Annotated in this window: 14 protein-coding genes; 8 read left to right on the plus strand and 6 right to left on the minus strand. The window is 59.7% G+C overall.

The window, feature by feature from the left end:
- The 3 genes from M0D64_RS44060 to M0D64_RS44070 all read right to left on the minus strand — a co-directional run.
- Positions 1-368, minus strand: a 368-nt coding sequence (locus M0D64_RS44060) for a lecithin retinol acyltransferase family protein (protein WP_266262214.1), incomplete at its 3' end; no start/stop codon positions are given.
- 446 nt (positions 369-814) lie between these two features.
- Positions 815-1,924: a substrate-binding domain-containing protein gene (locus tag M0D64_RS44065; RefSeq protein ID WP_266262204.1), complete on the minus strand. Its 1,110-nt coding sequence runs from the start codon at positions 1,922-1,924 to the stop codon at positions 815-817.
- Between the two features lie 112 nt (positions 1,925-2,036).
- Positions 2,037-2,705, minus strand: coding sequence for a TetR/AcrR family transcriptional regulator (locus M0D64_RS44070; protein WP_233465285.1), 669 nt, complete (start codon positions 2,703-2,705; stop codon positions 2,037-2,039).
- A 96-nt stretch (positions 2,706-2,801) separates the two neighbouring features.
- Between M0D64_RS44070 and M0D64_RS44075 the strand changes: the two genes are divergently transcribed.
- The 3 genes from M0D64_RS44075 to M0D64_RS44085 all read left to right on the plus strand — a co-directional run bounded on the left by M0D64_RS44075 (position 2,802) and on the right by M0D64_RS44085 (position 5,627).
- Positions 2,802-3,818 carry a zinc-binding dehydrogenase gene (locus M0D64_RS44075; RefSeq protein ID WP_266262205.1) on the plus strand — a complete coding sequence of 339 codons (1,017 nt, stop codon included), beginning with the start codon at positions 2,802-2,804 and terminating at the stop codon, positions 3,816-3,818.
- Between the two features lie 155 nt (positions 3,819-3,973).
- A complete protein-coding gene (locus M0D64_RS44080) occupies positions 3,974-4,951 on the plus strand; it encodes a zinc-dependent alcohol dehydrogenase family protein (RefSeq protein ID WP_266262206.1) in 978 nt (325 codons plus the stop codon).
- Positions 4,952-5,027: 76 nt separating this feature from the next.
- Positions 5,028-5,627 (plus strand): NADPH-dependent F420 reductase, encoded by a 600-nt coding sequence (locus M0D64_RS44085; RefSeq protein WP_266238688.1) that lies wholly within the window; start codon positions 5,028-5,030, stop codon positions 5,625-5,627.
- A 100-nt stretch (positions 5,628-5,727) separates the two neighbouring features.
- Here the strand turns inward: M0D64_RS44085 and M0D64_RS44090 are convergent, their stop codons facing one another.
- A complete protein-coding gene (locus M0D64_RS44090) occupies positions 5,728-5,961 on the minus strand; it encodes a hypothetical protein (protein ID WP_308102558.1) in 234 nt (77 codons plus the stop codon).
- Between the two features lie 407 nt (positions 5,962-6,368).
- Between M0D64_RS44090 and M0D64_RS44095 the strand changes: the two genes are divergently transcribed.
- From M0D64_RS44095 to M0D64_RS44110, 4 genes are all read left to right on the plus strand, one after another.
- Positions 6,369-6,884 carry an NUDIX domain-containing protein gene (locus tag M0D64_RS44095; RefSeq protein WP_266262207.1) on the plus strand — a complete coding sequence of 172 codons (516 nt, stop codon included), beginning with the start codon at positions 6,369-6,371 and terminating at the stop codon, positions 6,882-6,884.
- Between the two features lie 253 nt (positions 6,885-7,137).
- Positions 7,138-7,581 (plus strand): GNAT family N-acetyltransferase, encoded by a 444-nt coding sequence (locus M0D64_RS44100; protein WP_266262208.1) that lies wholly within the window; start codon positions 7,138-7,140, stop codon positions 7,579-7,581.
- A 364-nt stretch (positions 7,582-7,945) separates the two neighbouring features.
- Entirely contained in the window at positions 7,946-8,590 is a 645-nt protein-coding gene (locus tag M0D64_RS44105) for a DUF1326 domain-containing protein (RefSeq protein WP_266262210.1), read from the plus strand.
- Positions 8,587-9,378 (plus strand): DUF2182 domain-containing protein, encoded by a 792-nt coding sequence (locus M0D64_RS44110; protein WP_266262211.1) that lies wholly within the window; start codon positions 8,587-8,589, stop codon positions 9,376-9,378. The genes M0D64_RS44105 and M0D64_RS44110 overlap by 4 nt, the downstream gene beginning before the upstream one ends.
- An 86-nt stretch (positions 9,379-9,464) precedes the next feature.
- Here the strand turns inward: M0D64_RS44110 and M0D64_RS44115 are convergent, their stop codons facing one another.
- Entirely contained in the window at positions 9,465-9,971 is a 507-nt protein-coding gene (locus M0D64_RS44115; RefSeq protein WP_266262212.1) for a RidA family protein, read from the minus strand.
- Positions 9,972-10,048: 77 nt separating this feature from the next.
- Between M0D64_RS44115 and M0D64_RS44120 the strand changes: the two genes are divergently transcribed.
- Positions 10,049-10,873: a cytochrome P450 gene (locus M0D64_RS44120; protein ID WP_266262215.1), complete on the plus strand. Its 825-nt coding sequence runs from the start codon at positions 10,049-10,051 to the stop codon at positions 10,871-10,873.
- Between the two features lie 407 nt (positions 10,874-11,280).
- On the opposite strand, the gene M0D64_RS44125 is transcribed toward M0D64_RS44120, so the two are convergent.
- On the minus strand, positions 11,281-12,000 hold the full coding sequence (locus tag M0D64_RS44125; protein ID WP_266262213.1) for a phosphatase PAP2 family protein: 720 nt from the start codon (positions 11,998-12,000) through the stop codon (positions 11,281-11,283).
- Positions 12,001-12,432: the final 432 nt, after the last annotated feature.

The following is a 12,432-nucleotide window of genomic DNA, read 5'->3' on the forward strand; positions in this document are numbered from 1 at the left end:
TAAGTCAGGCACGCGCGCACTTGCTCGCTGCGGCTTTCGCCATACAGGCACCACGTACAGAAGTGCTCGCAGTTATTGGTCAGCAGCCTGTATCGATTCTCGCCAAGGCGCGAGCGCGCCCGTTCTACAACTTGCCGGTCGGCGTAACCTGGACGATTGCCCGGCTTTATCCACACTTCGCTTCCGGCAGCGAAGCATGCAATCGTCACCTCCTCGACAGGTCCGCGATGCAACGACCGGGCAAGACCCGCATAGTGCACTACCTTGCCTTCGCCCACATAGATGCCGTGGTGGCGGTACGCGCCGCGAGGTGTCACGAGATGTGCGCCGAGAGCCGGTTCGCTTCCAACTCCGAGATGCCACAGCATCTGTATCGTCGCACTGGTGCGCGACGCGATAGTGGCGTGTCCCATGATTCGACTCCCAACTGCAACCTGCATGAGCCAAGCATAGAACCGGAGATGCATTCACGATAATTAAAGATTTTTTTTAATTCCATAGCTGATTGATTATGGGTGGCAGTCTTGTTGGCGCAAGTCACCGTCCAAGTGAGATAGGGCGATCAGCATGTCCAGATGTCTGCGCGACAGCCGCTTCGCGCGGCGCTCGCTGAGGTTGTATGCGGTCTGGAGGCAGAAAATTCGCACGCGGGCAGGCGGCCAAGACTTTGCATCTGCTCGCCCGCGGGTGATAACGATGAGACGCGTCCGTTCGCTCTGGCCGATGACTTGTCGACCGACCTGAAGGGATGAATGACCGCTGCACCCACATAGCGACCGTCGAGGCGGTGAGGCGCACGCTCATTCCCGCGTCGCTATCGACTGTAGTTGGCTATCACGGCGCGTACCGCCGGGTCATTCCTGTTTGCGCGTGTCACCGTCACCACGTCGACAAATATCGTTGGCCGAGGCGGATGGCCCTGCAAGGCAGCGACCAGCGTCTCGATCGACTGATAACCCATACGGTAGGAATCCTGCACAACGTCCGCGTATATCATGCCGTGTTCAAGCGCATCCAGAAATTCCGGGCGCCAATCGAACACGACCAGGCGAGGACGAGTGCTGACCGGCATCTCTTCGACGACGTGCAAGGCCCCATAGGCCGTCGTCTCGTTCGGAGCGAAGACCGCGTCGAGGCGCCCTACGTCACCGGACAGGACCTTGCGCACCTGTGCCTCCGTCTCACGAAACTGATACCCGACATAGGGGGCGATGACCACACGCCACCCCTTTTCACGTGCGACGGTCAAAAACCCCTCCTCGCGCGCAGTCGTCGAACTGATATTCGGCGCGAGTCTCAGTACTGCAATTCTGGCGCCCTGGTGCAGAACGGGTACCAGACTCAGGGCCGCAGTTCTACCTGCCGCGAAATTGTCGGTGCTTACTGTGGAAATCGCGTTGTAATCCGTGCTGCTCCGGTCGACAAGTACCGTGGGAACTGCGATCGAAATCGGCGTCGCTACACCTTGCAGTGACTCGGGCGCCAACACGATACCCGTTACGCCGCTCTTCACCAGGTAGTCGATCATTCTCAACTGGACATTGGGTTGTGGGCCAAGTGACATTCCATCGGAAGGACTGCGCATTACCAGTTCGACATGGAGATCGTCAGCCGCACGGTGCATACCCTTGCTCATCGTCGCCCAGAAATCCAGGGCCGAGCCAGCGAGCACCACACCGATCTGGGTGGCAGGCGCCGCCTGCACTGCCCCCGCCAATGCAGTAACCACTACAAGAAGTGAAAACGTTCTGCGCATTGAGTGTTGCCGTGGTACCAAATATGCGTTCTGCTGCGTACGCAGCGCGGCCCAAAGGGCCGCAACTGATTTAGCCCGTGTCATCGTGGAATCACCCGGATGACCAGTCCCAAGCATTGGGAAATTAATTGCGCCCGACGGATGTGTCAATGCATTTCGGATATCCATCTCCCCGTCTGCAGCTTGCCTCGACGACCTGAAAGACCTGAGGGCACTCCCTTAGCTGCAGTGCGCAAATCATGTCCTGCATTGCGAGGACGAAAGCGTTGGCCATGCCTTGTCAGACAACGCGCGTCCCCCGGGGCCTTGCAGATCTCACCCGACCGCTTTGAGCCGGCCATGCTTGCATGGCGACATCTGCGATCGCCTTCAGCTTTTGCGGACCGCCTCCGTCTCGTGCCTGGACAGCCATTCCGCGGGTCACGGCGCTGTAGAAGGCAGCAAGTGCGGGCACGTCGGTGTCAGCCGGTAAGTCGCCGTCTTCGACCCCCTTGCGCAACCGCTGCGCCATCATCTCTTCAGCGTTTGCGCGGTGCTCGGCCATCGTCTCACGAATAGATGCGAGTTCGGGGGGCACGTGAGTGCCGGCCAGAGAGATCATGCAGCCCGATGGGTGGCTGTCTCGAGTGAATTCCGCGACGGTAGCATCGAGAAGCTTCTTGAATGCTTCTCGCGTGTCGGCCGTGCCGAACAGTCTGCCAGCGAACCAGACTTCGGACATGCTCAGGTATGCGTCCGTCGCTTCCTTGTAGAGCTGCTCCTTGCTGCCGAACGAGTTGTAGAAGCTCGAGGGGCTGATCCCCATGGCCTGGATCAACTGGTCGAAGGAGGCTCCTTCGTATCCGTGCTCCCAGAAGAGCTTCATGGCTCGGTTCAGCGCTTCCGTACGATCAAAGGTCGAGGGCCTGCCGCGGCTGCGCCGGGGTTGCGTATCGTTTTTTGTAGTCATGGCTCCAAAATTAATTGACATGCTGTAGAGATGAACCTATTCTGCCATAACGGAGCGATCGCTCCAATAATCAAATCCTTGCAGAAGGAGTCTGCGATGCAGCGAATTATTCACACTAGCCACGGCGAGCCTGCCGAGGTGCTCAGGCTGGAAGCGCTTTCCGATGCCCCTACTCTTGTGAGCGGAACGGCGCTTGTGCGCGTGTCCGCCGCACCGGTTCATCCGGGCGACTTGCTGGGCGTCTCCGCTTCCCCCGCCTTCGGGGCGGCTCCCCTCATCCCGAGGGGAGGTCGAGTGCCCGGCGTCGAAGGTGTAGGGGTGGTGGAAGCGCTGGCCGCTGACATCGACCCTTCGCACCGGATTCAGGTCGGCACACGTGTGGCCTTCTTTCCCGTCAACGGCGCCTGGAGTTCCAGGATCGCCGCGCCTGTCCAGTCGCTGATACCCGTGCCCGATGAAGTGAGCGACGAGGTCGCAGCGCAGATGTTGGTCAACACGTTGACTGCACGCCTTGCGATGCGGGCTGGTCACAACGCGTTGCCCGAAGACAAGCGCGAAGATGTCACCGTTATTCAGACGGCTGCCAATTCCGCCGTCGGACAGCTGCTCACTCATCTGCTCGTCGAAGTGGGCGTCAATCCGATCCTGCTCGTCGGCTCCGCGGCGAGCGCGCAAGCACTTAAAGCTGCTCGCCCCAACCTTTCTGTCATCGGCACGGAGAACCAGGGCTGGAAGGACGAGCTTCGCGATGCGCTTGCGAACAAGCCCGTCTACGTGGCGTTCGATGGCGTCGGCGGCGCGCTATTGCCCGACGTAGCGAGCTTCCTCGCTCGCGGTGGAACGATCGTTAGCTACGGCTCCCTCGGCGGTGCTACGGCGGACATTCGTTCCATCGCCCCTCGAGCGCTGACCATTAAGGGGGTGTCGTTGTTCAGTTGGCAATTCGAAGCTGCGGCGGTGCACGATGCAGACGTGGCCAAGGCGCTCGAGCTCGCACGCAACTTCCCGAGCCTTTTTCCCGTAGCGGAACGATATCAGGCGAGCGACTACCAGCGAGCGCTCGAACATACGCACCGCAGGGGACGGACCGGCATGGTGCTGCTCGCGTTCTAGCGCTACGCGTCCTGAGCAATGTGAAGCGCTCCTCGTCATGAGGGGCGGCTTGATAGCGTTCACCCCGGTCTTTGCACGATTTCGAAATGAACCCCGAGTGCCGAAGTATTGCCTCCCGGCTTTCCAGCCAAGCATCTTATGAAAGGACGTAAGCCATGCGTGCTATCCAGAACACCGCTTTCGGCGACCCCGTCGAGACTCTGAAACTCGTTGACCTTCCGGAGCCGGCCAACCCCGGCCCGGATGAAGTCCTGATCGAGATGGAGTATGCCCCCATCAACGGCAATGACCTGGCCGTCATCACCAATCGCTTCGCCTACTCGACTCCACTGCCCTCTGTAGTTGGCAACGAAGGCGTCGGGCGAGTTCTGCAGGCAGGCTCGAATGTCTCCAACGTGAAGGTCGGCGACCGCGTGTTACCGCCGCTTTATGCGTTGACCTGGCGCGAGCGCCTGGTGGTCCCCGCCAAGGGGCTGATTGCGCTGCCTGCAAACGTCGATCCACGTCAACTGGCCATGCTGCGCATCAATCCTCCCACGGCCGTACTTCTGCTCGGGCGCTTCGTTGACCTCAAGGAAGGCGACTGGATCGTGCAAAACGCGGCCAACTCCGGCATCGGCCGCACGGTGATCGCGTTGGCGAAGAAGCGTGGCCTGCGGACCATCAACTTCGTACGACGTCCGGAACTGGTCAAGGAGCTGGAGGAAGCTGGTGGAGACGTCGTTCTCGTCGATGAGCCGGGCGCCATCGACAAAGCCAAGGCCGCGGTCGGTCCGGGCAACGTCCGTCTGGCCATCGACGGCCTGAGCGGTTCGGCTGCGGTGCGCCTGATCGACGTGCTGTCGCAAAACGGTACGCTGGTGAGCTATGCGTTCACAAGCGGCGAGCTGGTCACGCCGCTCAAGGTCGTAGACCTGCATCTGCGCGGCATCGTCGTGCGCGGCATATACATCGACCTTCCCGAATACCTGCCGTACATCGTGGACGCAATCAACGAGTCTGCCGAACTGATGGCTCGCGGCGAGCTTGACCTGCCTGTGGCTGCCGTCTACCCGCTTGCGGACTACCCAAAGGCCGTCGCTCACGCAATCAAGGGCGGCAAGGTGCTGCTCGACTTGCGCTCATCGAACTGATCTGGCTGTTCTCCCAAGTGCCGTGCTCCTGGACGAGCATGGCTTCGTTGACTTACGTTGCCGCTGAGGTGTCGAAATGAAGATTGGTTTTATTGGAGCCGGTGCTGTAGCGCAGTCCATCGCCAGGAGTGCCATTCAAGCGGGACATGAGGTTGTCTTGAGCGCTCGTCGTGGGCCGCAGGCTTTGGGCGATATCGTGGCCGGACTCGGTCCGAACGCGTCGGCAGATACGGTCCAGGAGGTGGCCCGGCTCGAGCTGGTCATGCTCGCCGTTCCATGGCTTCAAGTCCCGTCGGCCCTGGATGGGCTGCCCAATTGGGCAGGTCGCATTCTGGTGGATACCACCAATCCTTTTACGCAACTCGAGCCTGAGCTCGTTCTGGCGGACCTGGGGGGCACGGGCGCCAGCGAGATCGTCGCGGCACACGCGCCAGAGGCTCGCGTCGTCAAGGCGTTCAATGCCATCCGCATGGAGCACTACGACAAGGGCCCGAAGTTTCATGACGGAAAGCGCGTCATCTTCGTCTCCGGTGACGACAAGGACGCAAAGGCGGTGGTGATCGGACTCGTCAACGATTTTGGCTACGCACCGGTGGATCTTGGCGGTCTGGTTTCGGGCGGTCGCATGCAGCAAGCGGGTGGTCCGATTGCCGGCCACGACTGGGTCGTCGCATAGGACCGCAAGGTATGCAAACCAATGTCGCGTTATTTCGGGAAGCAGAGCGGCTGGATGTCCTGTTGTCTTTGTGATCTGCCGTTGGCGGGACGCCACTTCTTCAGGAGCCGCTGCCGAATCCATTTTTCTCAAACACGACCGGAGGCGTCGCCGCTTCGTTGACATGCAAACGGAAGATGTCCGGACGCGAGTAGTGACCCGTGACGTCAAAGTCATATTTCGCCCGGGCAAGGTCGTTGAGGTCAAGATCGGCCACGAGCAATGCATCCTGCTCAAAGATTGGGCCGGCTATGAGCTCGCCAAGCGGGCTGACGATGCAGCTTCCACCGCTCATCAGGCATGCTCAGTCGCAACCCATGTGAGCCGGCGGAGTCCGTCAGTCGCAACTAATGCGAGGTGGAAAATTCGTTGATTGCGAGCACTGCCAGGGTGGAATACAAACCGCTACCAGTATAGGTTGCTAACAGGCAAGCTTCCTGCCTGGAGATCGGCGGCAACGGCAGCCCTAAAACGGCCGGACATTTCGAGTCAGGTTACGCCGGTCTCATGGGACTCCACGCGACCATGAACGACCGATCGACATACGCCCTTGAATTGTTGACAATCGCTATCCTGAGCGAGAGCAGCTACTGGCTAAACTACGGTTTCCAAGCAGTGGTGTGACAGACGCTGAATGACCTAAGCCGCACTAACGCGGCGCCCCGGAAGATCCTCTGACCATGGAAGGAAAGGAGAGAACTCATGCCGAGCCTTGAATGGGTGCGACCGGCTACGCTTATCGACTCTGTCTGGCGCATGGTGCTTCGCCTCGGATTCCGGTTCGCTCGCGCGTGGTGGTACCTGCGACGGCCTCGCCATGAGGGCGCGCTAGTAGCAATCTATGTCGGGCGGGCGCTGTTGCTTGTAAAGTCATCGTACCGGGCCGAGTGGAATTTTCCTGGCGGTAGTCTCCGGCCCGGCGAGACACCTGATGCAGCGGCGCAGCGCGAAATGGAGGAAGAGATTGGTCTGTCGTCGTACACGTTACTCCCCGCGGGCAGCGCCTGTGGCACTTGGGACGGGCGAAGAGACCGGGTGCATTTCTTTGAACTGCACCTCGATTGCATACCCGAGCTGCGGCTTGATAATCGTGAGATTATCGCCACGCATCTGGCATCGCCGGAGGAATTGCACGGCATCGCGCTGACAGGGGCGGTCGCTGCGTATCTCCGCAAAGATCTCTGTGACGGATTCAACGGTGCCAGGGTGGTGCCTTGAAGGGTTGAATCAGTACCGCCTTCAGCGTCACATGTAACGGCGAGCTTTGGATTAACGCCGCAACGAGTGAGCGCTCCGGGTCGATTTCGGCGGTTCGTCGGGAGCCCAGGTTCGCCAGCAGCAGATCGGCTAACTCAGCTATCCGGTGAATGGCATTCCGCGTCCGTCGACATTAGCTGGCCCAACCGATTGATGCCGATCCCCTGCATCCGATATTCTGGCGAAGACGTGCTTATCGCGATCGGCGGTTGTGATGAATCTAGATTTTCGACAGGCCGCACCTGAAGACTCGGAATGGCTATTTGACACGTACCGGCGAACGATGGAAGGTTTCGTTGCCTCAGCGTATGGCTGGGACGACGACTTGCAACAGGCGGGGTTTGCCAAAAGCCTTCGCCAAGGCGCTTGTCAAATAGTTACATGGGAAGGCAACCGATGCGGATTTGTGCACTGGGACGTCGAACCGGATCTCGTATGGCTGAGAATGCTTTGTATCGTGCCGGAGATGCAAAACAAGTCGATCGGCAGTGCAGCGATTGCCAAGGTGATGTCGTTGTCCAGTGACTTACAAAAACCGGTGTACTTGAATGTCTTCGTATGCAACCGAGCTGCCTACGACTGGTACAGCAGAATCGGTTTTGTCGAAATCGAAAACGACGGCAAGGTCTCCACTTTGGTGCTTGCTCCTACCGTTTGAAAAGCGAATTGGCGCCCCTCGTCGTGGATGGAAAGGTGACCGGGGAGATGGTGTCCAACATCATTGTGGCCCATGCCTGAATTGCGGCGCGCGAGATAACGAACGTCGCCCACCTCCGTCAATCTTTCGAGCGCATCCACCACCGTTCCCAGATACGGTCGTGATAGCTGACGAGCCGCTTTTCTCCTGCGATGTGGATCAGGTGGCGGCCGTTCTGACCGCAGGCTCCTCCGTCAAAACATCATATGTAATGCCCATCACACTCGCCCGCGCGCCCAGTCAACCCAAACTTTGACTTCCCTCCCCCCTGCCATACACTAGATTCGAAGCACGCTACTCGTCACGGAGCATAAGGAGAACAACCATGACTCCCTGGGAAATCCAAGGCACCGAACTGATCAACTGCAATTGCTCATACGGTTGCCCGTGCCAATTCAACGCACTGCCGAACAACGGCTTCTGCGAAGCGATGGGCGCCATCTCGATCAGCAACGGTTACTACGGCGACGTGCGACTCGACGGCCTCAACATCGCGGTCGTGTTTCAGTGGCCGGGACCGATCCACGAAGGCAAGGGAAAATGCCAGCCGATCGTCGACGAACGGGCCAGCCCGGAACAACGCGAAGCCATTCTGAAAATCATGACGGGGCAGGACACCGAGCCGTTCGCCACGATGTTCTCCGTATTCGCATCGACGCTCGAGCAAGCATTCGATCCGATCTTTACGAAGATCGACTTCGATGTTGATGTCGATACCAGACGCGGCCGGATTCATGTCGAGGGCGTATTCGACGTTGTCGGCGAACCGATCCGCAATCCCGTAACGGGCGACGAGCATCGTGTCCGAATCGACTTGCCTCACGGCTTCGAATACGAGCTTGCCGAGATCGGCTCCGGCACCAGCCGCTCGCACGGAAACATCGCACTGGATCTCAAGGGGACTTACGCCCAGTTCGCGCGACTGCACTTGAATAACAAAGGACCGATCCGGCATCGCGCTGCCGCATGAGCAGCGTCGAAAATATCCTCGGACGTGAGCGTGTCATCACTGCGCTCGGCATCGTCGCCGTCGTCGCGTTGTCGTGGGCCTACTTGTGGACGGGCGCCGGAATCGGCATGTCCGCGCTCGAGATGACGGCCGTCGCACTGTTCCCGCATCGACTGGCAGATGGCGGCGGGGGAATGGATCCGTCGCTACCCACCGTGATCCTCATGCGGTGGGTGATGATGATCGCGATGATGACGCCCAGCGCGGCGCCGCTCGTCCTGTTGTATCGACGCGTATTGCGGCACCACTCCGCGATCGAGGCCAGGTCGGCCATCCCGTGGTTGTTTCTCCTGGCCGGTTACCTGATCGCATGGCTGGCATTCTCGATCTGCGCGGCATCGCTGCAGAAGGTGCTGCAACCGACCGGCCTCATTTCGGAAATGATGTTGTGGTCGAAGAGCGCGCGCCTTTCCGCGATTGTTCTGGCTGCGGCGGGCGTCTATCAGTTCTCGCCGCTCAAGCGCGCCTGCCTGACGCAGTGCCGTTCACCAGTGAATTTCCTCACCGCGCACTGGCGTCCTGGCGTCGCAGGCAGCTTCCTGCTCGGGATGCGCCATGGCATTTACTGCGTGGGCTGCTGTTGGCTGCTGATGGCGTTGTTGTTTGTCGGCGGCATCATGAATCTCGTCTGGATCGCCGCGCTGTCGCTAATCGTTTTCGTGGAAAAAATCCTGCCCGGCGGTGAGCGTGTCGGCCGCGCGCTGGGCATCGTGCTGATCACCTGGGCCGGCGTCACCCTGTTGGTGTGATCGGATTCTCTCTTCTCACACGGTCATTCAAATGACCGAACAGCTAAATCTGTCAATAGATGTGCGTCCCGTAACACAGGGGCTCATTACACGAGGCTGCGCACCCCGCCGTCGATCTCGAGCTCGGCCTCGCACTCGACCGGCACGTTTAGAGGAAGCGCCACGCCGACTGCCGAGCGAGAATGCGCGCCAATGTCGGGTCCAAACACTTCAAGAATAAGGTCAGAATAGCCGTTCGCGATCTTTGGCATCTGATCGAAGCCAGGCGCGACATTAATCATCGCAAAGACGCGCAGCCATGCCGTAATGCGATCCAGGTCTCCAAGCTCTTTCTTCAGGCTTGCCAACTGAGCGAGCGCCACAAGGCGTGCCGCTGCGTAGCCTTCGTCCACTGAAACTTCAACGCCCACTCTGCCGACCGGTTGCGCAATTGTTCCGTCGAGGTTGAGCGGAACGTGTCCCGAAACAAACGCTCGTGCCCCTCGTACTCGAATCCATGCAAGAGGCAAGGACATGCGTACGTTTTGCGGCATCTGTAGCGGCTGAGGCAACGTCAAGCCTAATTCCGCCAACTTCGCTTCGATTCGCGCCATGATTGCCTCCTCAGCGTTTTTGAAAGCCGGCATTCTTCCGGTCCTGCGGGCGCAGGATGATCTATGCTGAATGACTGATCGTCAGCGCCTGGCTCCGGGCATCTCGATCAAGGAACCGCGAACTCGACCGCTCTCTGATCGAAGTGCACCGATACGTGCGAAATATGATGAGCCGGGCACGTGAACGAATGCGCGATGACCCGTCGGAGTTGCCACGTCATCTCCTTGAAGCGATGCTGGTCATGCGCGACGCGCCGGAGTCCGATGTAACCGACGACCAGGTCGCTGCAAATGTTCTCACGCTACTGCTTGCAGGCGAAGACACGACGGCGAATTCGATAGCGTGGACGCTGCTATACGTTGCTGCCGATTCCGCCTTGCAACAGAGACTCTTTGACTCGTCACGCGGTGTGCTCGGCTCAGCTCCCGTTTGCCCGGACTTTACGTCGTTGAAGCAGTTGGACCTGCTCGAGGCGGTTTGTACGGAAACCGGAAGGCTGCGTCCTGTCGTTGCGATCAACTCGTTTGAGCCATTGGAAGACGTGTGTCTCGCCGACATCATGCTACCGGCTGGCACGAAAATGTTTTTCCTGAATCGGCCGGCCACACTCGACGCGCGCAATTTCCCTAATCCTTTGCGGTTCGACCCTGATCGCTGGCTGCATGACGGGAGCCGCGCGCGCACCGCACACGACTCACGTGCGTACCTGCAATTCGGCGCCGGGCCACGTGTGTGTCCGGGACGTTACCTGGCCGCTGTGGAAATGCGCCTGGTATTGTCGATGCTGATGGCCAATTTCTCGATCCGAATGGCTGTCAACCCAAGTACGATTCGAGAGGTCACTGCCTTCACTATGGTCCCGAGTGCCATGCCGGTGCATCTGTCGGCACGGGCCACGTGAATTTCCTCGGTTCGCGCGCGCACTCGAAACACCAATGCGTATTGGCCTGAACCAGAATCCTTTGTGAACCTCAGGGATGAAACTTGCTCGCTCTCGATCCTCGTACGGACGAACTGTTCGTCTACACCAGGAGCGCAGACCAGACGCAGAACCAGGTGGGCGTTTTCACACGGCCTCGGCCAGTTACCGACATTCGCTTGCTGGCAACGAATGTCCGCGGTTCTACCGCAATTCGGACGTTCTCCATCGGCAAAAGGACACCCGCTCGTCGGCCGTTGCGGCCCTACAAGCCGCGAGCAGGCGATCCAGCTTTGAACGCCTTCCTCCACCGATCAGATGCCAAGCCATGCGTGCGAGCGTATCCAGTAGGGGGCGATGAGCGCTCCCTCTCCACACCTTCCGACCAACTACATCCCATGTATCAGGCCGTGCGCCAACACGCGCAGCTCCTGGAACTGGGTCGCCAACTCGAAACTAAGCACGAACGCGGCGCCACAAAACAAGCCGGGATAGCGCTGCGCGAACGCCAGCATCGGTGCTGCGATGCGCGTGCGTATCGCCCTGGCGCTCATCACGTATGTGATGCCGATGCCGAGCGCTGCACCGGCCAGCACGTCCGTCGGGTAGTGCACGCCGAGATAGATACGCGGCAGGCCGATCAGCACCACCGCGTGCAACAGCGCGTAGATCCCCACGGGCCGCGAGGCCAAGAAAATACCCATAGCGACCGCGCACCAGAGCATGGCGTGATCGCTCGGAAACGAACTCCACGTGCGAAGCACCGGCTCGTCCACGTTGGCCTCAGGAAAGAACGCACGCAATGCCGGTTCATACATCGGCCGCAGGCGAAACGGCAGGTAGTGCGCAAGCAGGCGGCCGGCCGCCAGCGCGATGAGGCCGCTCACGATGGCGATCACGACGAGTTCGCGCTGGCGTCGCCGGACGGCCTCGTCGTCAGGTCCTTCCGCACGTTCGCGCCTGAACCAGACCCACCACAGCAGTGCAACCAACACCACGCCCTTCGGCAAGTACGCGTTCACGACTGCTTCGACTACATGGGTGAAGCCTTGAGAATGAATGGCCAGTTTATTTATGGACGCGATGGCCCACGTATCGATGACGTTCATTTGTCTTTGCTCCCCTACGTGCGGCAATCGACATAACTTCATTCGGCCGCAGCCGCTATCACGCCGCCGCATCGCAAGCATCGCTAGTGCCCGGCTACGCGGCGAAGCGCTCGACGGCCGGTAACGACAATCATCGTATTGACATGAAGATATGGTATGTGCGCTGGCGCGTGTAGTGTCCCAGCTAATTGCCGGATCCCTCGCTCAAGCCTCTTCCAGTGCCAACAACCGCTGTTATGACCCCGCCACAGCCACCAGCACCGTCGTTTCCCGCCTCCGGTGTAACGTTATTGGGCATTCAAATACCGGGTTGACTCACTGGCGCAGCCATCGACCGTCGACGGCAACGCACCGGCTGCTGGCCGAAATGGTCGATGGGACTAAACCGCTCGCGCGGTAAGGGGCTCCGGCACAACTCTGGCGGCGAATGGG

This window comes from Paraburkholderia sp. WS6 (genome assembly GCF_030464835.1).
Taxonomy (GTDB): Bacteria; Pseudomonadota; Gammaproteobacteria; order Burkholderiales; family Burkholderiaceae; genus Paraburkholderia; species Paraburkholderia madseniana.